Consider the following 24774-nt stretch of genomic DNA (forward strand, 5'->3'; position numbering starts at 1 on the left):
ACTGCGACCGCCTCCAAGCGCCCGCTGCGGTGTTGCGCTACGTGAAAACTGGGGGGATTTAGCTCACTAAACTTTCACGCAGCGCGCCTTGCCGCGAACGCCTGGAGGCGGTCTCGCGACGGCGCTCGATATTTTCACATCCTCTGAGACGCCATCAATCGCTCCGATGGGTTATCACCTGCCAGGGCCTGCTATCGTGCGAACTACTACTAGAGAGCAAAGACCCTGCAGAAAGTCTGGTGCCTGGTTAAGTCAGGCTCGCCAGCTGGAGCATGATCATGACGCGACACGATGTTCTGGATATCCCCATCCGCGACAGAAGTAGCGCAGGCCAGGCGCTGGCGCGCTTGTTGACGGCTTATCGCCAGCGACCTGACGTGATCGTGCTGGCCTTGCCGCGTGGTGGCGTGCCGGTGGCTTACGAGATTGCCAGCGCACTGCAGGTGCGTCTCGACCTGATGCTGGTGCGCAAGCTCGGTGTGCCGGGTCATGCAGAGCTGGCCATGGGCGCGATCGCCAGTGCTGGCGTGCAGGTATTGAACCGCGATGTGCTGGCGTCGCTGCATATCGATAGCGCCACCGTTGACGCCGTGGCCGCGCAGGAACGTCTGGAGTTGCAGCGCCGTGACCGCGCCTATCGCGGCGAACGCCCGCTGCCTGTGCTGGACGGACAGCAGGTGATTCTGGTCGACGATGGTTTGGCCACAGGCGCCACCATGCAGGCTGCGATCAAGGCGGTACGCCAGCAGTCGCCCGCGCGAATTGTGGTCGCCATACCGGTGGCTCCAACCGACAGCGTGGCGCTGCTGCGTCGACAGGTCGATGAAGTCATCTGCCCGTTCACCCCCGAGATGTTCATCGCCATTGGCCGTTGGTATGTGGATTTTTCCCAGACCTCGGATCAGCAGGTGCAGGCTTTGCTGCGTCAGGCCTGGCAGCGCGAACAAGCTGTACAGCCATGAACCACGAGGAGGCCTGACCGATGCAGGGGGCCAGGTACAGCGCGCCACGCTCGCGGCACAGGCAGATCAACACCACAGGCAATCAGGCGGGGGCAGGTTAAGTCATGGGGACATGCATCGTCCGGCGTGATTGCTCGCGCACGGGATAGCCAGGGGCAAGGTGGGGCAATCTGCGGACTTGCTCAGGCGCAGCGGCACCAGTGAGAGCGCTACCCGCGCTTGGGTTCAGGCATTTGCCAATTGCCCTGCCCATTGCCTGAGCGCAAGTGCGCTAGCTGGACTCAAAGCCCGGAGTTGTCCGGCCACTTGAATCTTGAAAGACGCGTCAGCTCTTCAATATTGAGCAGCTGCGAATAGTGCTGTTCACGGATGATCCAGGTCGGGTAACGGTTGATTTTCTCTTCGATGCAGACCCGTGCAAGCAGTCCGTTGCGCCCATCTGGGGTGCATTCGACATAGGGCAGACGTTTGGCAGATGGGCCGAACAGGCGTTTCTGCTCCTGGCAGGTTGGACACCAGAAGGTGCCGTAAAACTTCGCGCCGCTACGCTGCAGGTGGCTGGCCAGAGCCTGCAACTGTGGGTCTTCGCGCGGAGCCAGCATATCGCTGTAATACAACTGCAGGCCGCCCAGGGTGACCAGGGTTGCTACCCCGCAATAGGTAAACCAGTGCCGCCAGTCGGTGCCGGGTGCCGATTTGGGTCGCTGCAGACTCACTCGAATGAAGATCGCCGCCATTAGTGCCAGCGACAGCAAGCACCAGGCGCAGAATGCTTCGAGTTGTAACCAGGCAACCAGGCTCATGTACAGGCTGACGGCCAGCCCGAACCAGGCGAGCAGCCAGAGTCGCCGCCAGCGCACCAGCCTGGCCGGCAATCGCCAGGCGTTAGCCGCCAGCAGCCCATATAGAACGAAGCCCCAGAGCGCCAGTGGCAGGCCCAGCAAGCGCGACCAACGACTTTGCTGGATCAGATCGCAGGCCGATTCAGCCGAACAGAATGCCGGTGTGCCGCCGCGCAGGGCGACATAGGTCAGATAGCCGGTCAGCAGCATGCCGCACAGCGCCAGCACCAATACCAGCGTCTCTGGTGAATGCTGAACGCTGCGGCCGGTGCCGGAGTGGGCAATTACTTCGTGAGGTCGAACCTTTTTGGTTTTACTCATAGACCAGGCTCTTCTTCAGGATAAGTGTCGAGAAACAACGCGCTTGCTGAATATGCAGTTTCCACCTCGATCTATGAGGGGGCGATCTACGGCTAAACGTTAGCAGTAAAACTCAGTAGCGGATGGCGGACCCATGGCCGTGCCACTGTTAGCTATCGGGCAGGTAGCGTCTCAGCTAGCCACGGCCAGCAGGCACGTCGGCGAATACCTCGTCGCCGCGCAATTTGCCGTGCGCACAGCCTGCTAGACCACCTAGGCGCACGCATCGGGAAATGCATGCATGGCTTGATCGTAGGAACCGCCCCGGGCAGCGAGAAAATCGCGGTACTCGGGCGCAGGGCGAGTACTGTCGAGCCGGCGCGCAAGGCTCGACAGTACTAGCTGCTCGCAGGGCTCATGCGCGATCTCAGTTGTCATAGCCCAGATTCGGCGCCAGCCAGCGTTCGCTGACATTCAAGGCCTGGTTCTTACGCGCCGTATAGCTTTCCACCTGGTCCTTGTCGATCTTGCCGACGGCGAAGTATTGCGCCTGTGGGTGGGCGAAGTACCAGCCGCTGACCGAGGCGGCGGGGAACATGGCGTAGTGGTCGGTGAGGAACACGCCGCTGTGGCCGGCCTGGCCTTCTTTGGCGGCGGGATCCAGCAGGTCGAACAAGGTGCCTTTTTCGGTGTGATCCGGGCAGGCCGGGTAGCCGGGGGCAGGGCGGATGCCTTTGTAGCCTTCCTTGATCAACTCCTCGTTACTCAGCTGTTCGTCCGGCTCGTAGCCCCAGTAGGTCTTGCGTACCTGCTGGTGCAGCCATTCGGCGCAAGCCTCGGCCAGGCGGTCGGCCAGGGCCTTGACCATGATCGAGTTGTAGTCGTCGCCGGCGTTCTGATAGGCCTTGGCCACTTCTTCGGCGCCGATGCCAGCGGTGGTGATAAAGCCGCCAACGTAATCGGTGACGCCGCTGTCCTTGGGCGCGACGAAGTCGGCCAGGGAGAAATTCGGCTTGCCGTCAGGCTTGATGGTCTGCTGGCGCAGGTGGTGCAGCTTGGCCAGCGGTTGGCCGTCATCGCCGTAGAGTTCCAGGTCGTCGTTCTGCACCTGGTTGGCCGGCCAGAAGCCGAATACGGCGCGAGCGCTGATCAGTTTTTCGTCGATCAGTTTGTTCAGCATGGCCTGGGCATCGGTGAACAGGTCGGTGGCGGCCTGGCCGACTACTTCGTCGGTGAGGATGCGCGGGTATTTGCCGGCCAGATCCCAGGCGATAAAGAACGGCGTCCAGTCGATGTACTCGGCCAGGACAGTCAGGTCGATATCCTCCAGCACCTTGACCCCGGTGAAGGTCGGCACGCTGGGCTGATAAGTTGCCCAGTCGAATTTGGGTTTGCTCTCGATCGCCTTGGCGTAGCTCAGGCGTTCGGTACGCGCGCTACGGTTGGCGGTACGCTCGCGCACCTGGATGTAGTCGAGGCGGGTGCGTTCGACGAAACCGGCTTTCAGCTCCTTGGACAGCAACTGGGTGGCCACGCCGACCGCGCGCGAGGCGTCGGTGACATAGATCACCGCGTCGTTCTGGTATTTGGGCTCGATCTTCACCGCAGTGTGGGCTTTCGAGGTGGTAGCGCCACCGATCATCAGCGGCAGGTTGAAGCCCTGGCGCTGCATTTCGCGGGCGACATGGACCATCTCGTCAAGCGACGGGGTGATCAGGCCGGACAGGCCGATGATGTCGCATTTCTCGGCGATGGCGGTCTGCAGGATCTTCTCTGCCGGCACCATCACGCCGAGGTCGACGATGTCGTAGCCGTTGCAACCGAGTACCACGCCGACGATGTTCTTGCCGATGTCGTGCACGTCACCCTTCACCGTGGCCATGAGGATCTTGCCCTTGGCTTCCGGTTTGTCGCCTTTTTCCTCTTCGATAAAGGGAATCAGGTGGGCCACGGCCTGTTTCATCACGCGCGCCGACTTCACCACCTGGGGCAGGAACATTTTGCCCGAGCCGAACAGGTCACCAACGATGTTCATGCCCGACATCAATGGGCCTTCAATCACCTCGATCGGCCGCTTGAAGCCTTGCCGCGATTCTTCGGTGTCGGCGACGATATGCGTAGTGATGCCTTTGACCAGCGCGTGCTCGAGGCGCTTGTTGACGTCCCAGGTACGCCATTCCTCGGTCTCGACTTCCTTGACGCTGCCATCGCCCCTGTAGTTGTCGGCGATGGCCAGCAAGGCCTCGGTGCCGTTCGGCGTGCGGTTGAGCACCACGTCTTCGACCACGTCGCGCAGTTGCTTGGGAATCTCGTCATAGATCTCCAGCTGGCCGGCGTTGACGATGCCCATGGTCAGGCCATTCTGGATCGCGTAATAGAGGAACACCGAGTGGATCGCCTCACGTACCGGATTGTTGCCGCGGAACGAGAACGACACGTTGGACACGCCGCCCGAGGTCAAGGCATGGGGCAGGTGGTCGCGGATGTAGGCGCAGGCTTCGATGAAGTCCACGGCGTAGTTGTTGTGTTCCTCGATGCCGGTGGCAATGGCGAAGATGTTCGGGTCGAAGATGATGTCTTCCGGCGGGAAGCCGACTTCATCGACCAGGATGTCGTAGCTGCGCTTGCAGATTTCGCGCTTGCGCGCGGCGGTGTCGGCCTGGCCGTTTTCATCGAAGGCCATCACCACCACGGCGGCGCCGTAGCGCTTGCACAATTTGGCGTGCTGCTTGAACTGTTCGACACCTTCTTTCATCGAGATCGAGTTGACGATGCCCTTGCCCTGAATACATTTCAGGCCGGCTTCGATCACCTCCCACTTGGAGGAGTCGATCATGATCGGCACCCGGGAAATGTCCGGTTCGCCGGCGATCAGGTTCAAGAAGGTCACCATGGCCTTCTTCGAGTCGAGCATGCCCTCGTCCATGTTGATGTCGATCACCTGGGCGCCGGATTCCACCTGCTGCAGGGCGACTTCCAGGGCTTCGGTGTAGTTGTCATCGCGGATCAGGCGGGCAAACTTGGCCGAGCCGGTGATGTTGGTGCGCTCGCCGACGTTGATGAACAGCGAGTTGCGATCGATGGTGAAGGGTTCCAGGCCGGACAGGCGACAGGCCTTGGCAATCTCGGGGATGGCGCGCGGCGGGTACTTGGCCACGGCTTCGGCAATCGCCTGGATATGCGCCGGGGTAGTGCCACAGCAGCCTCCGACGATATTGAGGAAGCCGCTCTGGGCGAACTCCTCGATTACCGCCGCGGTTTGCGCCGGGGTTTCATCGTATTCGCCGAAGGCATTCGGCAGGCCGGCGTTGGGGTGAGCCGAAATAAAGGTCTCGGCCTTGTTCGACAGCTCTTCCAGATAGGGGCGCAGATCCTTGGCCCCCAGTGCGCAGTTCAGGCCCACGGAAATTGGCTTGGCATGGCGCACCGAGTTCCAGAAGGCTTCGGTGGTCTGCCCGGACAGGGTGCGACCGGAGGCGTCGGTGATGGTGCCGGAAATCATGATCGGCAGCTCGACGGCGTCGTCCTCGAACACCTGTTGTACGGCGAAGATCGCCGCCTTGGCGTTGAGGGTGTCGAAGATGGTCTCGATCAGGATCAGATCCGCGCCGCCTTCGATCAGGCCGCGGGTGGCTTCGCTGTAGTTTTCCACCAGCTCGTCGAAGGTGACGTTACGGTAGCCGGGGTTATTGACGTCGGGCGACAGCGAGCAGGTGCGACTGGTCGGGCCGAGCACGCCAGCGACGAAGCGCGGTTTGTCCGGGGTCTCGGCAGTTTTCGCATCGGCTACCCGGCGCGCCAGGCGTGCGCCTTCGACGTTCAGTTCATAGACCAGCGCTTCCATACCATAGTCGGCCTGGGATACCTGGGTGGAGTTGAAGGTGTTGGTTTCGAGAATGTCGGCACCAGCGTCCAGATAAGCCTTCTCGATGGCGCCGATCACATCCGGACGGCTGAGGATCAGCAGGTCGTTGTTGCCCTTCACATCGCTTGGCCAGTCGGCAAAACGCGTGCCGCGGTAGTCCTCTTCCTCCAGTTTGTAGCTCTGGATCATGGTGCCCATGCCGCCGTCGAGGATCAGGATGCGTTCCTGCAGGGCTTGCTGAAGGGCGTGGAGGCGGGCGCTGCGATCGGACAGGGGCATGGCGGAACTACCTGAGCAAAGCTGACACAATGGGGATGCGCAATGATAACAAAGCTGCGCGCTTTTGCAGTGCTCCGGTCTTTTGCATGAATTGTGCTCATGTTGAGAGCGCGATCTCGCTAAACTCACGATTACGCTCACCCTTGGAATCGGCTCATGCCATATCGCGCACTACTCGGCGCTTGCTTGTTGTTCACCAGCCTACTGCTGTCGGCTGAGCCGATTTCGTACAGTCGCGATATTCAACCGATCTTCACCCGCTATTGCGTGGCCTGCCATGCCTGCTACGACGCGCCTTGCCAGCTCAATCTGGGCAGCGCCGAGGGTCTCGAACGGGGGGCAAACAAGCTGCCGGTATACGATGGCAAGCGCTTCGCGGCGCAGGCTACCAGTCGGCTGTTTCTTGATGCCCACGGGGCTGCGGCCTGGCGGCGCAAGGATTTCTTTTCGGTGCTCGATCCGCAGAACAGTCAGGCGGCCTTGCTGACCCGCATGCTCGAACTGGGCCACGCTACAGCGCTCACCGCCAATGCCAAGCTGCCGGCCGACTTGGATATCGGCATCAGGCGCGAGCAGCAGTGTCCACTGCCTGAGCAGTTCGCGGGCTTCGCCAAGGCAAACCCGCAAGCGGGCATGCCTTTCGCAGTTACCGGCCTGAGCGAGGTGGATTATCAAACCCTGCAGCGCTGGTTGCAGCAAGGCGCGCCAGTCGATCAGCAAGCACTAGCAGCGAGCAAGGCCGAGGCGGCGCAGGTCAAGGCCTGGGAGCAGTTTCTCAATGCTCCGGGGGCACGGGAAAGCCTGGTCTCGCGCTGGCTGTATGAACACCTGTTCCTCGCGCACCTGTATTTCAATGGCGCCGAGCCGGGGCATTTTTTCCAGCTGTTGCGTTCGCGTACCCCGACTGGCCATCCGGTCGATCCTATCGCTACGCGCCGACCGAACGAGGATCCGGGCGGCACCTTTTATTACCGTCTGGCGCCGGTCCAGGGGGTGATCGTACACAAGACCCACATGACCTATCCGCTCAGTGCGCACAAGCTGGCGCGAGTCAAAGCGCTGTTCTTCGCCGACGACTGGCAGGTTGATGCGTTGCCTGGCTATGGCGCCCGGCGCCGCGCCAATCCATTCGAGACGTTCGCCGCGATTCCGCCGCAGGCGCGCTATCAGTTCATGCTGGATAACGCCGAGTATTTCGTGCGCACCTTTATCCGTGGCCCTGTGTGCCGCGGGCAGATCGCCACCGACGTGATCCGTGACAACTTCTGGGTGGTGTTCCAGGATCCGCGACATGATCTGTATATGGTCGATGCCAAATACCGCGCCAAGGCGACGCCACTGCTGACCATGCCCGGCCAGTTCGACGATATCGGCAATCTGCTCAGTCTGTGGCGTAGCTATCGCAACAGGCGCAATGAGTACGAGGCCTTGCGCATGCACAGCTACGCCGCTGCACCCGCGCCCAGTTGGTCGCACATCTGGGCCGGTAACGACAATGCGCTGCTGACGATCTTCCGCCAGCACGATAGCGCCTCGGTGCGCAAAGGCCTGATCGGCGAGATCCCGCAGACGCTCTGGTGGATGGACTATCCGCTGCTTGAACGAGCCTACTACCAGTTGGTGGTCAACTTCGATGTATTCGGCAACCTGGCGCATCAGGCGCAGACGCGCCTGTATTTCGATCGAATCCGTAACGGCGCCGAGCAGAATTTCCTGCGCTTGATGCCGGCTGACGCCCGCGAGACGATCCTCGATGACTGGTATCAGTACAGCGGCCAGCTGAAGCTATGGCTGGACTACCAGCGCATCGATACCCATAGCCGAACAGCCCTGCAACTGCCGGCAACAGACCCCAAACGGGGTTTTGCCGAAGCCCTCTTGAGCCGCTACGGCAGCCTCTACGTGGGCTTTGATCCGATCAACCGTTGCGATGGCGTGCACTGCCATCGCGCTGGGCTGCCGGCCGAGATGCAAGCGGCAGAGCAGGCGCTAAGTCGTCTGACCGGCAAGCCGGCCGGCGGGCTCAAGGTCATTCACCAGCTGCCGGAAGCGGCCCTGCTGCGTGTCGAACTGGCCGATGGCACGCGCGAGGTCTATAGCCTGCTGCGCAACCGTGCGCACAGCAACGTGGCCTTCATGTATGGCGAGGAACTGCGTTATCAGCCCGCGCTGGATACCCTGACTATTTACCCTGGGGTGCTGACGAGTTACCCGAACTTCATGTTCAGCCTCACTGCGCAGGAGGTTCCGGAGTTCGTGCGCAGCATGGAGTTGGTCCGTGATGCCCAGGCGTTCGACACGCTGGTCGGGCGTTGGGGGGTTCGTCGCAGCCACCCCGAGTTCTGGCGCTATTTCCATGACATGTCGGCGTATATCCGCGAAACCGAAGCGGTCGAGGCCGGCGTGCTGGATATGCACCGCTATGAAAACCTGTAATGCCCGGCGGCTAGAACTGAGGGGCGTGCAGGTTATGCTGGCAAACTCTCTCGTGCCTGCGCGCTTAGCGCACTACCAGCACCGACGCCTCGGAATAGGACGCAAAATACCCGGCGTTTGAGGCGAATAGGTGTTCCGCCAAACCAGGTACATGGGAGGCCATCACCACTAGGTCTGCGCCGCAGTCCTTGGCCGCTTTGAGCAAGGTCTTGTCCAGGTCAACCGCCGGGTCATGGCTGATATAGGGGGCGCTACTGACATTTTTTAGTCCGTATTGCTCTGCCTGAACCACACTGAACTGCTCCAGTTTTTCCTTGAACTCTGTCGGATTGCGCGCGACTGCCGTTGGCGTGTTGGCCGATACGCTGATGTAACAGACCGGTATGTCATACAGCTTCGCAAGGTCTGCGCCGGTTCTCAGGGCTTTTTCGAGGCGTTCGATATGGGCGAGGTCGACGGGAATCATCATCTGCTTGTACATCTTTGGGAAGCTCCTTTTTCAGGCTATAGCGCTTGCAGTTGCAGGCGCACCAACTGTGCTTGAAGTATTGCAGATGATTGGGCCGCCCGCGGTCATACACTGATTTGATCGCACAACGATCCGAAAGGGTCTGTTAGAGGCGCGCTGTGCGGCCCAGCTATTGGCCTTCTGTACTGGTTGTTAGCAGCCAACCGCCGACAGCCTGATAGGGCGTTGGCTGCCCTGACGCGGTGAGCCAGGCGACCAATGCCTGGCGCTCGCCGCGCGAGTCGGCGGCAAGACGGGTCTGCCAGTGGTGTGTTTCACTGGCTCCAAGCTGCTGCAGGGTCAAGACCACGAAGTCATGGGTTAGCGTGCGCCCGGCATTTTCGCCTCGCCCTACCGCGGTGCTCAGGCCGAAGCCCAGGCGTGCAACATGAGCTGTCAGTCGAGCTGGAGCCGAATTAGCTGGAGTGAACGTCAGTTTCAAGTTGTCGCCGTCAATCTCAAGCACCAGCCTGCCAACCGTCGGCATCTGCACCAGTGGCAGCGGCTGACGTTGGAACCAGCCGCGCCACTCGTGGCCGGCCAGGATGAATTCCGGGGTATATACCCCTTGGCTACCGCCGGAGCGTGCGTACGCCCGTTGCCGGGCGCTATAGCCTGGGTTGGCGAATGGATCCACCCAGCCAAGCCGGTCCCAGTAATCGACGTGGAAGGCCAGGGGGATCACTTCGTTCCAAAGCGCAGGATGCTCGGTCAGAGCGGATAGCCAGCGTTCTGCTGGCGGGCACGAACTGCAGCCTTGTGAGGTAAACAATTCCAGCACTGGTGTAGCTGTTGCACTGCTGGTCAGGCGTAGGCGAGGTTCCGCGTGAACTGGCGCGCAGAGTACGCAGAGGGCGACCCAGAGGGCTGGGAACAGTAGTTTCATCAGTGCTCACCTCTGATATCCAATGGTCTTTGGACTCATCGAGGGCGGCTAGCGTTACAGTCAGGCTATTCCGAGATAAATACTCGGGCTTTATTGAAGCCCGAAGGTTGGCGTACACTGCGAACATGTTTGCGAGGAGTTGCCATGAGCACCATTATCATTACCGACGCTGCCCACGATTATCTGGCTGATCTGCTGAGCAAGCAGAACACCACTGGTATTGGCATCCGTGTCTTCATCACCCAGCCGGGCAGCCAGTACGCCGAAACCTGCATCGCTTATTGCAAGCCGGGCGAGGAAAAGCCGGATGATACGGCGATAGCCCTGGCCAGCTTTACGGCCTGGATCGATGCGCTCAGCGAACCCTTCCTGGAAGATGCCGTGGTCGATTACGCGACCGACCGCATGGGCGGCCAGCTGACTATCAAGGCGCCGAATGCCAAGGTACCGATGGTCAACGCAGACAGCCCGATCAACGAGCGCATCAGTTATTACCTGCAAACCGAGATCAATCCGGGGCTAGCCAGCCATGGCGGCGAAGTGAGCCTGATCGATGTGGTCGATGACGGCATCGCGGTATTGAAGTTTGGCGGTGGCTGCCAGGGCTGCGGACAGGTCGACCTGACCCTCAAGGAAGGCATCGAGAAAACCCTGCTTGAACGCATCCCGGAACTTAAAGGTGTGCGCGACGTGACCGACCACAGCAACAAGGAAAACGCCTACTACTGAGGCACGTTCTTCAGTCAGCTCTGCGTAAGGTGGCCAATGGCCACCTTTTTTGTTTCTATCTTTCCACCATTGCGTGGTGTTTTACCGTAAAACTACCGCTTAGCATTGAGATGCAACGCTGGCGACATGGCGTATTGATACAAGCTACAACTGATCCGCCGCGATCCCGGCCGGCAGACAACTATAAAAAGTGATGCGCATGACTGTCAGCACTCTACTTATCTGTGACGACTCAAATATGGCGCGCAAGCAATTGCTACGTGCGCTGCCTGCCGACTGGCCTGTGGTCATAACGCAGGCGGCCAACGGCATGGAGGCCATGGCGATTCTGCGTCAAGGGCAGATCGATGTGATGCTGCTCGACCTGACGATGCCCGAGATGGATGGCTATCAGGTACTCGCTGCCCTGCAGACCGAAGGCCTGTCATGCAAGGTCATTGTGGTGTCTGGCGATGTTCAGGAACAGGCGATGCAGCGGGTCATGGCGCTCGGGGCGTTGGCCTTTGTACAAAAACCGGCTGATCCAGATCTGCTCAGAAACACCCTCGACAGCCTGGAGTTGCTCGGCAGCAGTGGCAGTGAGCTGGCCGTGCATGCGCTCGGCGATGACTCCACGATCAATTTTATCGATGCCTTTCGTGAGGTGGTCAACGTTGCCATGGGCCGTGCTGCCGCCTTGCTAGCCAAGCTGCTGGGCGTGTTTGTGCAATTGCCGGTGCCGAATGTCAGCCTGTTTGAAGTCGGCGAGCTGCACATGGCCCTGGCGGATGCCCAGCGGGGCGACGGGCTTACCGCCGTGTGCCAGGGGTTTATCGGCAGTGGCATTGCTGGCGAGGCGCTGCTGATTTTCCATGATTCGGAATTGGGCGAGATGGCCCGTCTGATGAGTGGGTTCTCGTCCGATTATTCCGAAATGGAAATGTTCCTGGATCTTTCCACTGTACTGATCGGCGCCTGCCTGAACGGTATTGCCGGGCAGATCGATGCGCAGTTTTCCCTAAGCCACCCCACCGTACTGGGCGAGCATGCCTCGATCGAGGAATTGATCAAGCTCAATCGGCCACGCTGGAAGACCACCCTGGCCGTGGAGATCAGCTACAGCATCGAAGGTCACCATATTCATTTCGACTTACTGCTGCTGTTTACTGAAGATTCGGTGGCGTTGCTTTCTAACAAGCTTGCTTACCTGATGAACTGAACATGAAAGAGAATCTGGAGTTCAACGAGTTTCACTGGCTGCTGGCCGTGGTGCAGAGCATCGATGTCGGTGTCGTGGTGCTGGATCGCGAATACCGCGTGCACGTCTGGAATACCTTCATGGAGAACCGCTCGGGCCTGCAGCCCCATGAGGTGCATCAGCAATCCTTGTTCAGCCTGTTTCCGGAAATCGAGGAAAACTGGTTCCGCCACAAGGTTGAAGGGGTCGTGACGCTGGGCACGCCGGCTTTCACCATCTGGGAGCAGCGCCCCTATCTGGTGAAGTTCAAGAACTACCAGCCGATCACCGGGCAGGAAGAGTTCATGTTTCAGAACACCACCATTCTGCCGCTGCAGGCCACCAATACCAGTATCGAGCATATTTGCCTGATCATTTATGACGTGACCAGCGTGGCGATAAACAAGCAGCAATTGCAGGCGGCAAACCTGCAGTTGCAACAACTCTCGCGCACCGATCGCCTGACCGGCCTGAATAACCGTGGCTACTGGGAAGAATGCCTGCAGCACGAATACGCCCGGCACCGGCGTTATCAGAGCACGGCCGCACTGGTGATGTTCGATATCGATCATTTCAAGAAGGTCAATGACACCTATGGTCATCCGGCTGGGGACAAGGTGATTCAGGCAGTCGCCGACGTTATGCGCGAGCAGGTGCGCGACACCGATTATGCCGGGCGCTATGGCGGCGAGGAATTTGTGGTTCTGCTGCCGGATGTCGACAGTGCCGGAGCCATGCTGTTTGCCGAACGCCTGCGTCAGCGCATCGAATCCCTGCTGGTCACTTATGAGGGGCAAGGTATCCCGTTCACCATCAGCCTGGGGGTAGCTGACCTGAGCCACCCCACTCAAGAGTATCAACAGCTGATCGAACGAGCCGACCAGGCGCTGTATGCCTCCAAGGAAGGCGGCCGTAACCAGGTCAATGTATATACGGCGCCGCCTGGCTAACCATCGACATCCCCCTGGGCAAACGCAGCGCTCACCCGCCTACCCGTACTTCGGCTAGCGGCTGCTGCTCGATAGCAGGTCGCCGGCATGGGCGACGGCGGTGATCGCCAGCAGGCTGAATCGCCAATAAGCAATTGAAGTGCTTTGCCGCTCTGCAGCGGACTCGCGTCTGATTGGCCCGGCGCAGCCTACGCAGGTTGAACATCCGCGTTCAACGCTGCGCAATCACCGTTTAGAGGTCCAACTCTGATAGGCCCGGATGATCATCGGGGCGACGGCCCAGGGGCCAATGGAACTTGCGTTCGGATTCCTTGATTGGCATGTCGTTGATGCAGGCAAAACGATTGGCCATCAGCCCATTATCATCGAACTCCCAGTTCTCGTTACCGTAGGAGCGGAACCAGTTCCCCGAATCGTCATGCCACTCGTAGGCGTACCGCACGGCGATGCGATTGCCGGTAAAAGCCCACAGCTCTTTGATCAAGCGGTAGTCGAGTTCTTTGGCCCATTTGCGGGTGAGAAACGCCTTTGCCTCTTGTCGATTGAACGCGAATTCGCTGCGGTTGCGCCATTTGGTATCCAGCGTATAAGCCAGCGAAACCCGCTCCGGGTCGCGGCTGTTCCAGCCATCCTCGGCCAGGCGGACCTTCTCGATGGCACTTTCCCGTGTGAAAGGCGGCAGGGGTGGACGAACGGAATTTTCAGTTGTCATGGAGTTTCTCCTTCGTGACGCGGGGCAGGTCGGTAAGCGAACCTGGGTGGACGGAGCTTGCTAAATAGAAACCAGTTCCCGCTGAGCCTGGCGAGCACCGCGCCGCTTCAGTGCTGGCCGGATGGCGTTGCTCTCGATTTTGCGCAGAAAGGCCCGCATGCTGGTGTCCTCAGGCGCGTGGGTTGCATACGCGGGCAGTGGAAGCGGGAAATCGAATCAGTGCGGCTACCGGCCTAATCGGTCGCCTGAGCAATTCGCCACTGCAGTTTGGGCAGTTGCCGTGCAGAGTCTTGTCGTCGCAGGTGCGGCAGAAGGTGCACTCGAACGAGCAGATCAAGGCGTCAGGCGAGTCGGCGGGCAGATCACGGTCACAGCATTCGCAGTTTGGGCGTAGTTGCAGCATGGCTAGCTCCTGGGTCGGGAAATCAGGCGAAGCGCTCGGCGTATTCCTGCGGGCTGACGGACAGATGTTTGTGGAAGGTGCGGCGCAGGTTTTCCGGGTGACCGAAACCGCTCAGGCGCGCCACCGTACTGATCGACGCCTGAGCGTCTTGCAGTAGATTGCGTGCCGCTTCCAGGCGAATGCGTTCGACATAGCGCCCCGGCCCCATGCCCAGCTCCTGGACGAACACCCGCGACAGCGTGCGCGGCGTCATGTGCGCCTGGGTGGCTAACGCCTCCAGCGACAGGTCGTCACTCAGGTGTGCAGGAATCCACTCGAGCAAGGCCGCCAGACGCGGCACGCGACTTGGCTCAGGCGTGAGCAGGGCGCTGAATTGGGCCTGCCCACCTGGCCTGCGCAGGAACATCACCAGGCGCCGGGCTACCGCCAGTGCAGTGACGCGCCCGAGATCCGCTTCAACCAACGCCAGGGCCAGGTCGATACCCGCGGTTACTCCCGCCGAGGTAAAGATATGGCCATTGCCGGGCAGATCCTGCGGGTCATAGGTGTGCAGGCAGTCCACTAGCACCTCGACATCGGGATGCCCCTGACGCAGGGTTTGCGCATCGGCCCAATGGGTAGTCGCGCGGCGACCATCGAGCAGGCCGGCGGCGGCCAGTATTAGCGCGCCGGAACAGACCGAGCCCAGGCGGCGTACCTGCGGTTCGGCGGCACGCAGCCAGGTCAAGAGTGCCTGGTTCTGGCATTGGGCCTGTTCGCCCAGGCCGCCAGGAATCAGCAGGGTGTCGATCTGTGCGGCGTCGAACTCGCGCCAGGCCTGTTCGGCAACCAGTTGAAACCCGGCCGACGTGGCGACAGCGCCGACCTGTTGACCGAGTACGACAAGATGATAGATCGCCGGCAAACCCTGGCGTTGGCGCTCGACATTGGCCGAGGCAAAGACCTGTAATGGGCCGGTCACATCCAGGCTCATCACATTCGGGTAAAGCAGGCAGGCAATGGTTTTAAGCGCATCCATGGGCAGTTCTCGGTGAGCGATGGATGCAGTCTGCGCTCAGCGAAAGGGTGGCAACAAGGACAATAGGCCCACAGATATTGCCAGTTCGACTTGCTCCAGATCAGAGCAGGTCAGGAGCTGGGCACCGCTACCCCGGCGTCGGGCGCTGGTTTATACGGTGCCCGTAAAGACCTGAGGATTACTCCGGCATGCTCCAGGGAGCCAGGTCATAACCCTGCTGGCTCAATTCAGCGCGCGACTTGTTCAGCACGAGGGCTAGTTGTACCGGGTCGCTGTAGATGCTGCTCGACAGCTGGGTACGGCCCAGTAGACGGGTGCTGGTACGGTCGATGACCGTCAGGCTCAGCTCGCCAGTGCCATCTTGCGGTGCCCAGGCGACACACTGGAAGGGTTGAAAGGCGCGATCGGCGATCAGCAGTGCTTCGTTAAAACGCAGCGGGGCGTTCATGGGGGCGGTTTCTCCGAGGTAATCCCAAATGTCATAGGGCCAGCGGCGCTTGGTGCTACGCCGGCCAGTCTTACATGTTGATGACTGGAGGCGACCTACAAGTCACATTTGCGAGTGAATAATGTGTGCTCTGTCAAGACAGGCGTTCTCTTGGATGATATGACTACCGTGCCGAGAAAAAGTTTGAACCCTGCTCAATCAGAGAATAAACCGTCAAACACGGCGCTTTCAGGAGCTGTGCGGCATCGCGCGACGCGCTTCGAGGCCATAAAAGCACTGCCGTTTGTCGGCTTCATCGATCAGAAAGTGAACGGTTTTTGCTTTGATCGTTCATAAGTCAGGCAGACGGAAGCGAGGGATTTACCTGCGTTTCCACCAATCCAGGAGCTTTTTTTCACATGAGCGCATCGTGTGTGAAGGGGCTTTTTACTTTTGAAAGAGGAAGTCGAATGATGAGAAGTTCATTCGCCAGGCGGTTATGCATTTGATGTTTCGACTCTGAAACCGAAAACTGCACTGGAGTATTTCTTCACTGCAAACGTAAAAAACCAAATGAATCATATGACGCAGATAGTCTGATTCTCCTGAATATAAAAAGAGGCACCCATGGATTTTACTATTATCGCTTCGTTTTTTGAGCAAAAAACGACCATGGAGTTTATGCGTCTAGGGATTGTTTATACGCACCTGATCGCCTGTTGCGTTGCAATTGGCATGGTATTAACCAGCGACATCGCAATGGTCAAAGAATTATTGACCGGTGAGAAGAATCATCTGCAAGACAGTCGCCACATGGAAAGTTTACAGAAAACTGTATCCGCTGCATTGGCGGTGCTCTGGGTAACCGGTGTTGCGATTATTTGGGTCGACATTGGCGATAAGGGTTTGTCCTATCTACTGAATCCAAAGCTACAAGCTAAAATCGCCATCGTCATGTTGCTGACGTTCAATGGCATGCTGCTGCATAGCCTGGTGCTGCCTGCCCTGCAGAAAGCTGGCACGGTGCTCAAGTTGGAATTCAATATGCGCATGTTCGCGCTGTTTGCCGGTGCGCTTTCGGGTGTGTCCTGGTTCTATGCCGCGATGCTTGGCGTCGGTCGCCCTCTGTCCTGGAAGTACTCGTTAACGGAAATTCTGGCAGCCTACCCGGTACTGATTATCGGTGGTTTCATGGTGATGGTACTGCTGACCCAGTGGGCGAAAAACCGTGAAGAAGCTGAGGAAACTCCAGCTAACGCTTATGCGTTGAGGAATTCGGCTCTGGCCGCCTGGTAATTGATATAACGCCACTCGGTATTCTTACCGTTAAAACGCGCTACATCCTAGCGCTGCTGGACTAAGGCGCCCCCGGATCGTGACAGTAATTCTGCGACTGTCACGGATTTCGGGGGTGTCTTGCTTTATGAGCACTCACTGGCTTGCATGGAATTGCAGGTGGTTAGAAGTTGCTGTAAGTAGTTCGCTATATAACGTTGAAAGTTTCTATCGTCCCAGTAGGCCAGATGGCTTAACGGTGTATGTCGCTTGTACCAGGGACCGACCGGCATGGCGCAATCCTCGCTGACTACCGCGGCATAACTCGGCAACGGGCGTAACGGGTAGCCCAAGGGATCGGCCGGGGCGTAGAGGTTGAGCCAGCGTGCTTGTTCACGCATCGGCTCGCTCAAGCAATGACCAGGAAAGCGAATCGGGATCACCGGGTCGTAGGCAAAGGTAAACAGAGGAATGTTGCAACCGAAGGTAACCAATCCTGTCAGGGTTTCCAGGGCAAGAAATGGATCATACGGGCAGCTTGGGGTCTTGTTGATGACCTGCTGATCCCAGACAAAGTTGGAAAAAACATGCCCGCCCAATGAATGCGCCAGCACCACCAGCGGCGTATCGGCATCGACCTTGGCGCGCAGGGCATTGAGGCCGCCGCGCAGGCATTGATGCACTTCTTCGTAGGTGGTGTCGTAGGCCTGGCTGACCTTGCGGTAGCCACTGGCGTCGCCGAGAAACAGGGTGACGATGCGCCGTAGCCAGCGCCAACCAACTGGCTGGTCACGCAGTTGGTCGAGAAAGGCCAGTTGGCGTTTATCCAGCACGCTGGCCCAGTACAGGCTCTGGAAGGCGACGTGGTCGGCTTCTGCCCCGAGGCGCAGGCGCAGGCCGGCAATCAGGCTTTGTGCAAAGGCGTGCTGGCCATCCGTGTCGCGGTTGTCTGGTTGGGTGCCGATGCCGTGGATGATGGCGACCGCAAGTTTCATGAACGTCCTTCCGTGGTTGAGCGCTGACTAACCTAGCCGGCCGCGATTGCCACTGCAATCACGCATTCGTCATAAGGCCAGCATGCGCTCGGCCAGGCGGCCACTGTCCGCCAATTCGAGGAATTCGTCACCCAGTCGCTGGCTTTCGTCCATGGCTTTGCGCCAATAGCGTTCGCGGCTGGGGTCATCACCCAGGTAACGGCTGAAGTCCTTGCGATCCGGTAATTTGCCGTGGGGCAGGCGTGCCAGGTATTCACGCGAGGGTGCCAGCAGCAATACATCCTGCAAGCGTCCGGCATCGCCACGGCGCCAGGGCATGCCCTTGTCGAACCAGCCGGGAATGACTCTGTCGGTGAAATGCGGATAGAGCACGATGTCGTCGCCGCTGTAGGGCAGGTCGAGGTGATAATCGAGCAGGCCTCCGTCCCGGTAGGTTCCCGGACCGGCGCCTGGGATGTCGCGTACCCCTTGCATGATCATCGGGATCGAACCGGAGGCGAGCAGGGCATGGCGCAGGTTGCTGTGGTCCAGCGTCAGGTAGCGCGAAGGAAAGTCACTAAGTTCGGTTAACGGCGGGGCCAGACGTGCATCGTGCAGGATCAGCCGCTCGAAGTGCCGAGCCAGGCGCGACCGCCCGAGCAGGTTGTTGCCGATCACCGAGGACAAGCCCAGGCCCAGCGCGCCGCGGTGGTCATGTCGGAGCAGGCCGTGGCTCTTCACCACGACGATATTCAGCCGGTAGTGCGGGTTGCTCAATACGTCGGCGTCCTGGCCGGCCAATAGATCCTCAAGCATCAGCCGACAACTGCGCGAGACCTCGGCCATACTCGCGTCTTTGGCAAAGCGTTGCTCGGTGTAGAGTTCGCCCAGGCGCAGAAGGCCTGCGACGGCATCCGGCAAGCAGGCACTGGCGAAACGCCAGGAGCCGATCGAGGCGCCGATCAGCGAGCGCTCACGTGGCGCGCGCAACAGCCAGTCGCCGAACAAGGCCAAGTCCAGCCCCTGGATACCGAGGGCTTTAGGTCCGCCGGCAGCTCCAGGCAGAATGCCCACGTCGGCGGGTTGCAAGCCGCGCTCGCGGATGCGCGCCAAGGCCCGTGACCCGGCCTTGATGGTCAGGGCGGGGTACTTGATTAGAATCGCACTCATGCTCGCCTCCATCACGCAAGAACGCGATTATAAGGCCCCAGGCGAGCAGGCCAAGCCACTTCATCCGGTGAATGATGCAGAGAGCGACGGGGGAGAGGGCCGCTATGGCGTTCGAGCGAGTTCAGCTTGAATTAAGTCGGCAGCGCTAACATGAATCCCATCGAAACGAACCTTACGGAGATTCACCATGAAAGCCTTGATCGCACTGTTAACTGCTGTTGCCCTGAGTGTCGCTGCCGGTATTGCTCAAGCGCGTGACCTGGGCCCGGATGAGGCATTGAAACTGCGCGATGCGGGCACCATCCAGCCGTTCGATAAGCTCAATGCCGCGGCCCTGGCCGAGTATCCCGGTGGCAAAATCGAAGAAACCGAGCTCGAAGAAGAATACGGCCGCTACATTTATCAGCTCGAAGTGCGCGACGCACAAGGCGTGCAATGGGACATTGAACTGGACGCCAGCAACGGTCAGGTTCTCAAGCATCAGCAGGACGATTGATGCAAGTCGCTCTGGGTAATAGCGTGCTGTGCGGCCTGTTTCTGCTGGTGCTGAACGGTAGCGTCAGTGCCCGCGACCTGGATCAGGATGAAGCCTTGCGCATGCGCCAGGCGGGGCACATCCTGCCCCTCGAGCAACTGCTGGACGAGGCTCTGCAGCAATACCCCGGCGCCACCTTGCTCGAGGCCGAGCTGGAAGAGGAAGACGACATTCTGGTCTATGAGGTCGAGTTACTGACCCCGCAAGGCGTGGTTCGCGAATTGGAACTGGACGCTCGTGATGGACGCATCCTGAAGGACGAGGTAGACGACTGAATGCGCCTGTTGTTAGTGGAAGACCATGTGCCCCTGGCCGACGAGCTGCTCGCCGGCTTGGCCCGCCACGGCTATGCGGTGGATTGGCTGGCCGATGGCCGCGATGCGCTGTATCAGGGTGCCAGCGAGCCTTACGACCTGATCATTCTTGACCTCGGCTTGCCAGGCAAGCCCGGTTTGCAGGTGCTGCAGCAGTGGCGTGCGGATGGCCTGGCGACCCCGGTCTTGATCCTCACCGCACGCGGCTCCTGGGCTGAACGAATCGAAGGCTTGAAAACCGGTGCCGATGATTACCTGTGCAAACCTTTTCATCCGGAAGAACTGCAGTTGCGGATTCAGGCGTTACTGCGTCGTTCGCACGGCCTGGCCAACCAGCCGCAATTGCAGGCGGCCGGTTTGTTGCTCGATGAGCGTCGCCAGTGCGTCAGCCGCAATGGTGAGGAAATAGACCTGACCTCCGCGGAGTTTCGTCTGCTGCGTTATTTCATGCTGCACCCCGGACAGATACTCTCGAAAAGCCATCTGGCCGAGCACCTCTACGACGGCGAGACCGAGCGCGACTCGAATGTCATCGAGGTTCATGTCAATCACTTGCGTCGCAAAATTGGCCGGGAAGCGATCGAAACCCGGCGCGGGCAGGGGTATCGGTTCAGCGGAGACGCTGTTTGAAATCGATCCAGCGGCGCTTGAGCCTGGGCTTGATCAGCATCTTGCTGGTGGTCGGCCTGCTTATGGCGCAGACCAGCCTATGGTTGTTTGATCTTGGCCTGCGCAGTTACCTGCAGACGGACCTGCGCGATGAAGCCGAGTCGCTGCTGATTGCCATGGCGCGTGGCCCGCAGGGTATCCAGTTGAATGAACAACGCCTCAGTGCAGCGTTTCAGCGGCCATATTCTGGGCATTATTTTCGCATCGATTTTGCCGACAAGACATGGCGCTCGCGTTCGCTGTGGGACAGTGAACTGCAACCAGCGCTTGAGCCAGGGCTGCAAGACGAGTTGCATGACGGCCCGCAGGGCCAGTTACTGCTGACCTACCGCGGCGACTATCAGCGCTTCGGCCGGCAGCTGTCAGTTCTTGTGGCCCAGGACTACACACCAGTGCTGCAGAGCTTTCGCCGCGTACAGTTAATAGGCCTGGGTATGGGCGTAGCCGCGTTGTTGTTGATCCTGGCGCTGCAGCGTCTGACCGTCAGCCGCGCATTGCGCCCGCTGGAACAGGTGCGCCAGCAGATCGCCCAGCTGCAACAGGGCCAGCGCAACGAGCTGGACAGCCGCGTACCCCGCGAGCTTGAGCCGCTGGTGGCGCAGATCAACCACCTGCTGGCGCATACCGAAGACACCTTGAAGCGCTCGCGCAATGCCCTGGGCAATCTTGGCCACGCGCTGAAAACTCCACTGGCGGTATTGGTCAGTCTGGCCGGGCGGGACGAGTTGAAAGACTATCCTGCGTTGCAGGCCAGCCTGCTCGAGAACCTGCAGCAGATCGATCAGCGCCTGGCACGTGAGTTGGGCCGTGCGCGTTTGGCTGGGGAGGCCTTACCTGGTGCGCACTTCGCTTGTGCCGAGGAATTGCCAGGCCTGTTCTCTACCCTGGCGATGATTCACAACCGTGGCTTGCATCTGGATTGGCAGGCAGCAGCGGGTTTGCGTCTGCCCTGGGATCGCGAGGATATGCTTGAGCTGCTCGGCAATCTGCTGGATAACGCCTGCAAATGGGCAGCAAGTCAGGTGCGCCTAAGCATCGAGTGCACGACTGAAGGTTACCTGCTCAAGGTGGAAGACGACGGCCCTGGCATCGAAGCGGAGCAACGTACTGACGTCCTGAACCGCGGTACACGCATGGATGAACAGGTTGCCGGACACGGTCTGGGGCTGGGCATCGTGCGCGACATCGTCGATGCCTGGGGTGGGCATCTGGAGCTGGTGGACAGCCCCTTGGGTGGTTTGTGCGTGCGTATCCAGTTATTGCAACCAGCGCTGCGCAAGGCCTAACGAATTTGGCGCACTGAGTTGCGCCAGCCAAAAAGTTTGCGCCTCTGCTCTTTAGCCAATCGTTGAAAATTGCCTGCGGTACAGATACTGCGTTGTTGCGCCTTGTATCGACGGTTTTGTCTGCATTTTTAACGAAATATTGTCACTAAAGATTGACCTTGCCCGCGTCTGACAGGGCAAGCTCTTCGCCTTTCATCCTGGTCATCAGCACTTGCCAATGGGGTAGCAGTTCGGTGTTGCCAGCCACCTGCAAGCTGCTCCGCTCGAACCGATACATGTGCGTTGGACCAAAGGCAAACTGTACCTGTAGGTCGAAGCGCTGGGTAATTGGCAGGATTTCCCTGTTCAGATTGTCCAGCAGTACGGGCGCTGCACCACTATCGGACCAGAAGCCCAGCACCATATGAGCCTGCTTGGTAGAGGCCAGGGTGGTGTAGACGAGGCGCAGGCTTTGTTCGGAGACACCGAGCAGGCGCAGGGTGAAGTATTTGGCCAGGGCGAAGTCTTCACAGTCCCCGGCACCCAGTTCGAGGGTTTCCCGCGGCGAGGCCCAATAGTCGTTTTGCCCCCACAGATCCCGGTCTTCGCCAAAGCGGATGTGCTTATTGAAAAACTCGTTAACCGCCTGCAGTTTCTCCGGCTCGCTCAGTTGCATCGACTCGGCGATCAATGACTGCCAGTGCTTAAGCCGCTGCGTTACCTGTACATCCCGATGTTCGCGCGGAGAGTGAGGCGCGGCTTTGGCCACTCCCATGAGCAAACTGCCACCGAGCACTAGGCCTGTCAGGAGATGTCGCCGGCGATTGAGCAAGGTCAATAAGAAGTAGTGCAAACGATTCTCCTGCGCTGGCGACACAACATCACCTGCCGGATGATTTTGACAGGCACATCCACCATAAAACCCGAGCCTATCCACGGGCAAGGTCCGTTTATCGGCTGGTGACTGCATCCGACAGGCTGCCTTGTAACAGAACGCCTCGCTAGTAATCTGAAACACGGGGGCAATGCTTTACATGGGGGGCAATGCTTTATGTGGAGGATCACACCATGACATCGATACTGCATACGACGGCACTAGCCGTATTAATGACGGCAACTGTGACCGCAGCACAGGCGAACGAAGCCGGGTTGTTGCTGGCAGAAGGTGGCAGTGACCTATTGATGGACTATCGCCTGCAGCAAGAGGCTCTTATCAGCAATCGCGCCAGTCAGGACTCTGGCCAACGATTTGTTCAGATGCTCGAGGAACAGCCCACTGCGGCTGGTCCCGCGCTCGAGCAACAGGAGCAACAAAGCGGCGCTTCGGAAACTCGTTTCAAGTCCCCTATCCTGAGGGACAGGGCGCTGTATGGCACCCCTCATTGAACGACTGGTTGCTGTCCGAAGTAGGGGGTGCTGGCATCTCGGCAGAATCGGGATGAGCCATCCCTTGGCACAGGGAGGTGCCTCTCAATTGATTCGCCGGCACCCAACTCAATTGTTGAAGGTGCCGCATCATGCTCCCAGTTGGTACGACTCCCTCTGTCACATGCCGTTGGCAAACGCCGGGTTGCTCATGTCGATACTTGCGCGCACCGGTTTCAGGGCGCGGGCGTATTTACCCAGGATATCCAGGTCATAGTCGATGCGACCGCGCAGGCGCTGGTCGTCTTCGCTGCTGGGCTCGGGGCTGTTGAGGACTTTTTCGACCTGACGCACGATCAGGTGCTCGGGAACGTAGCAGAGGCGGCAGTTCTTGTAGCTGGAAGCGCGCAGTTCGCTGATCGGGTAGGCGCCGCCAGCGCCAGACGATACGCCGACCAGCAGGCCCGGTTTGTGCGCCAGTTCAGTCTTGCTGGCGTAGATGAAGAAGTTCTTGATGGCCGGACAGGCCATGCCGTTCCACTCGGGAGCGACTATCACGATGGCATCGGCGTTGCTCAGCTGCTTGCTGTAGAGGTTCCAAGGCCCGGCGTCCTCGGCGGGCCACAGTGGCAGTGGCGCCAGCCCCAGGTCGATCACGCAGCTCAGCTCGTCGGTGGTCTGTTCGAGTTGCATCAGACGCTGGCGCAGGAAGCGTGCAACTTTGCCGGACTGGCTGTTATTGCGGCCGGAACCGGCAACCAAGGCGATATTGAGCATGCAGGTATTCCCTAAAAAATTGATCACCCAGGCTAGCGGACGCAGGCCTGGGTTGCAAAGCATAGGGTACTGGCTGGTCAGACGCGGAATTGATCCATCAGGCTCTGCTGGTGGTTGGCCAGCTTGTTCAGGTTCTGGCTGATATTCGCCGACTGATTGGCCTGCCCGGAAATGGATTCGGTGACATCACGGATGGAGGCGACGTTGCGATTGATTTCCTCGGCCACCGAGCTTTGTTCCTCGGCAGCGCTGGCGATTTGCAGGTTCATGTCGGTGATCACGCTCACCGCTTGACTGATCCGCTGCAGCACGGCCACCGCGTGGCCGACTTGCTCCACGCTGCCCTGGGCCTGGCGGTGGCTGCTATGCATGGTACTGACCACCTCGCGGGTACCTTTTTGCAGGCCTTCGATCACTTGGCGGATTTCCTCTACCGAATCCTGAGTGCGCTTGGCCAGGTTTCGCACCTCATCGGCAACTACCGCGAAGCCGCGCCCGGCTTCACCGGCGCGGGCTGCTTCGATGGCGGCGTTGAGCGCGAGCAGATTGGTCTGATCGGCAATCGAGCGAATCACTTCGAGCACCGAACCAATCTGCTCGCTGCTGTTGGCCAGGCCCTCGACTTCCTGCATGGCCACGTTCATTTCGTTGGCCAGCAACTCGATGGTCGAGGTGGTCTTGCCGATCACTTCGAGGCCTTCACGGCTGGCCTGGTCGGCGCTGCGTGTCGCGTCGGCGGCTTGCGCGGCGTTGTGCGCTACATCTTGAGCGGTGGCGCTCATTTCCTGGAAGGCGGTAGCGACCTGGTCGACTTCACGAAACTGCTGCTGCATACCCGCGCTGGTCTGACTGGCGATGGCAGAGGACTGGTCGGCAGTACCGCGAGCATCCTGCACG

At 59.6% G+C, this 24774-nt stretch carries 25 protein-coding genes; 12 read left to right on the forward strand and 13 right to left on the reverse strand.

Annotation, left to right across the window (positions count from 1 at the left end):
• Positions 1-278: 278 nt before the first annotated feature.
• Positions 279-962 (forward strand): phosphoribosyltransferase, encoded by a 684-nt coding sequence (locus VCJ09_RS11760; RefSeq protein ID WP_324734464.1) that lies wholly within the window; start codon positions 279-281, stop codon positions 960-962.
• 281 nt (positions 963-1243) lie between these two features.
• On the opposite strand, the gene VCJ09_RS11765 is transcribed toward VCJ09_RS11760, so the two are convergent.
• Together VCJ09_RS11765 and metH are read right to left on the reverse strand one after the other, a co-directional pair.
• Positions 1244-2125: a vitamin K epoxide reductase family protein gene (locus VCJ09_RS11765; protein WP_324734465.1), complete on the reverse strand. Its 882-nt coding sequence runs from the start codon at positions 2123-2125 to the stop codon at positions 1244-1246.
• A 406-nt stretch (positions 2126-2531) separates the two neighbouring features.
• Complete coding sequence (metH, locus tag VCJ09_RS11770) at positions 2532-6248, reverse strand: methionine synthase (RefSeq protein ID WP_324734466.1); 3717 nt, start codon at positions 6246-6248, stop codon at positions 2532-2534.
• A gap of 156 nt (positions 6249-6404) precedes the next feature.
• On the opposite strand from metH, the gene VCJ09_RS11775 reads away from it, so the two are divergent.
• Entirely contained in the window at positions 6405-8684 is a 2280-nt protein-coding gene (locus tag VCJ09_RS11775) for a fatty acid cis/trans isomerase (RefSeq protein ID WP_324734467.1), read from the forward strand.
• A 64-nt stretch (positions 8685-8748) separates the two neighbouring features.
• On the opposite strand, the gene VCJ09_RS11780 is transcribed toward VCJ09_RS11775, so the two are convergent.
• Together VCJ09_RS11780 and VCJ09_RS11785 are read right to left on the reverse strand one after the other, a co-directional pair.
• Positions 8749-9165, reverse strand: coding sequence for a universal stress protein (locus tag VCJ09_RS11780; protein ID WP_324734468.1), 417 nt, complete (start codon positions 9163-9165; stop codon positions 8749-8751).
• A gap of 157 nt (positions 9166-9322) precedes the next feature.
• Positions 9323-10078 (reverse strand): DUF1223 domain-containing protein, encoded by a 756-nt coding sequence (locus VCJ09_RS11785; protein ID WP_324734469.1) that lies wholly within the window; start codon positions 10076-10078, stop codon positions 9323-9325.
• Positions 10079-10222: 144 nt separating this feature from the next.
• On the opposite strand from VCJ09_RS11785, the gene nfuA reads away from it, so the two are divergent.
• From nfuA to VCJ09_RS11800, 3 genes are all read left to right on the forward strand, one after another.
• A complete protein-coding gene (gene nfuA, locus VCJ09_RS11790) occupies positions 10223-10807 on the forward strand; it encodes a Fe-S biogenesis protein NfuA (RefSeq protein ID WP_079201988.1) in 585 nt (194 codons plus the stop codon).
• Positions 10808-11006: 199 nt separating this feature from the next.
• Positions 11007-12005: a response regulator gene (locus tag VCJ09_RS11795; RefSeq protein ID WP_324734470.1), complete on the forward strand. Its 999-nt coding sequence runs from the start codon at positions 11007-11009 to the stop codon at positions 12003-12005.
• Positions 12006-12007: 2 nt separating this feature from the next.
• Positions 12008-12973 carry a sensor domain-containing diguanylate cyclase gene (locus VCJ09_RS11800; protein ID WP_324734471.1) on the forward strand — a complete coding sequence of 322 codons (966 nt, stop codon included), beginning with the start codon at positions 12008-12010 and terminating at the stop codon, positions 12971-12973.
• Between the two features lie 232 nt (positions 12974-13205).
• On the opposite strand, the gene VCJ09_RS11805 is transcribed toward VCJ09_RS11800, so the two are convergent.
• The 4 genes from VCJ09_RS11805 to VCJ09_RS11820 form a co-directional block, all read right to left on the reverse strand.
• A complete protein-coding gene (locus tag VCJ09_RS11805) occupies positions 13206-13685 on the reverse strand; it encodes a nuclear transport factor 2 family protein (protein WP_324734472.1) in 480 nt (159 codons plus the stop codon).
• Between the two features lie 169 nt (positions 13686-13854).
• Positions 13855-14088, reverse strand: a complete 234-nt coding sequence (locus VCJ09_RS11810; protein ID WP_324734473.1) for a DUF1272 domain-containing protein — start codon at positions 14086-14088, stop codon at positions 13855-13857.
• 22 nt (positions 14089-14110) lie between these two features.
• On the reverse strand, positions 14111-15106 hold the full coding sequence (locus tag VCJ09_RS11815; RefSeq protein WP_324734474.1) for a GlxA family transcriptional regulator: 996 nt from the start codon (positions 15104-15106) through the stop codon (positions 14111-14113).
• Positions 15107-15284: 178 nt separating this feature from the next.
• A complete protein-coding gene (locus tag VCJ09_RS11820) occupies positions 15285-15554 on the reverse strand; it encodes a hypothetical protein (RefSeq protein WP_079204919.1) in 270 nt (89 codons plus the stop codon).
• 150 nt (positions 15555-15704) lie between these two features.
• Between VCJ09_RS11820 and VCJ09_RS11825 the strand changes: the two genes are divergently transcribed.
• Complete coding sequence (locus VCJ09_RS11825; RefSeq protein ID WP_324734475.1) at positions 15705-15890, forward strand: hypothetical protein; 186 nt, start codon at positions 15705-15707, stop codon at positions 15888-15890.
• A 270-nt stretch (positions 15891-16160) separates the two neighbouring features.
• A complete protein-coding gene (locus VCJ09_RS11830) occupies positions 16161-16829 on the forward strand; it encodes a hypothetical protein (RefSeq protein ID WP_324734476.1) in 669 nt (222 codons plus the stop codon).
• A 125-nt stretch (positions 16830-16954) separates the two neighbouring features.
• Here the strand turns inward: VCJ09_RS11830 and VCJ09_RS11835 are convergent, their stop codons facing one another.
• On the reverse strand, positions 16955-17803 hold the full coding sequence (locus VCJ09_RS11835; protein WP_324734477.1) for a hypothetical protein: 849 nt from the start codon (positions 17801-17803) through the stop codon (positions 16955-16957).
• A 69-nt stretch (positions 17804-17872) separates the two neighbouring features.
• Complete coding sequence (locus VCJ09_RS11840) at positions 17873-18952, reverse strand: patatin-like phospholipase family protein (RefSeq protein ID WP_324734478.1); 1080 nt, start codon at positions 18950-18952, stop codon at positions 17873-17875.
• 187 nt (positions 18953-19139) lie between these two features.
• On the opposite strand from VCJ09_RS11840, the gene VCJ09_RS11845 reads away from it, so the two are divergent.
• The 4 genes from VCJ09_RS11845 to VCJ09_RS11860 are packed head-to-tail and all read left to right on the forward strand — an operon-like array spanning position 19140 to position 21756.
• The gene (locus tag VCJ09_RS11845) at positions 19140-19448 is read left to right on the forward strand and encodes a PepSY domain-containing protein (protein ID WP_324734479.1); all 309 of its coding nucleotides are present in this window, start codon (positions 19140-19142) and stop codon (positions 19446-19448) included.
• On the forward strand, positions 19448-19762 hold the full coding sequence (locus VCJ09_RS11850; RefSeq protein ID WP_324734480.1) for a PepSY domain-containing protein: 315 nt from the start codon (positions 19448-19450) through the stop codon (positions 19760-19762). Before VCJ09_RS11845 ends, VCJ09_RS11850 begins: the two co-directional genes overlap by 1 nt.
• On the forward strand, positions 19763-20431 hold the full coding sequence (locus VCJ09_RS11855) for a response regulator transcription factor (protein WP_324734481.1): 669 nt from the start codon (positions 19763-19765) through the stop codon (positions 20429-20431). It abuts the gene before it with no gap.
• Entirely contained in the window at positions 20428-21756 is a 1329-nt protein-coding gene (locus tag VCJ09_RS11860; protein ID WP_324734482.1) for a sensor histidine kinase, read from the forward strand. The genes VCJ09_RS11855 and VCJ09_RS11860 overlap by 4 nt, the downstream gene beginning before the upstream one ends.
• Before the next feature lie 145 nt (positions 21757-21901).
• On the opposite strand, the gene VCJ09_RS11865 is transcribed toward VCJ09_RS11860, so the two are convergent.
• Complete coding sequence (locus VCJ09_RS11865; RefSeq protein ID WP_324734483.1) at positions 21902-22753, reverse strand: transglutaminase-like cysteine peptidase; 852 nt, start codon at positions 22751-22753, stop codon at positions 21902-21904.
• Between the two features lie 50 nt (positions 22754-22803).
• On the opposite strand from VCJ09_RS11865, the gene VCJ09_RS11870 reads away from it, so the two are divergent.
• Positions 22804-23121, forward strand: a complete 318-nt coding sequence (locus VCJ09_RS11870) for a hypothetical protein (protein ID WP_324734484.1) — start codon at positions 22804-22806, stop codon at positions 23119-23121.
• Positions 23122-23280: 159 nt separating this feature from the next.
• On the opposite strand, the gene VCJ09_RS11875 is transcribed toward VCJ09_RS11870, so the two are convergent.
• Positions 23281-23877 (reverse strand): NADPH-dependent FMN reductase, encoded by a 597-nt coding sequence (locus tag VCJ09_RS11875; protein ID WP_324734485.1) that lies wholly within the window; start codon positions 23875-23877, stop codon positions 23281-23283.
• A gap of 77 nt (positions 23878-23954) precedes the next feature.
• Positions 23955-24710 carry a methyl-accepting chemotaxis protein gene (locus tag VCJ09_RS24785; RefSeq protein ID WP_407693040.1) on the reverse strand — a complete coding sequence of 252 codons (756 nt, stop codon included), beginning with the start codon at positions 24708-24710 and terminating at the stop codon, positions 23955-23957.
• Positions 24711-24774: the final 64 nt, after the last annotated feature.

This window comes from Pseudomonas paeninsulae, from assembly GCF_035621475.1.
Taxonomy (GTDB): Bacteria; Pseudomonadota; Gammaproteobacteria; order Pseudomonadales; family Pseudomonadaceae; genus Aquipseudomonas; species Aquipseudomonas paeninsulae.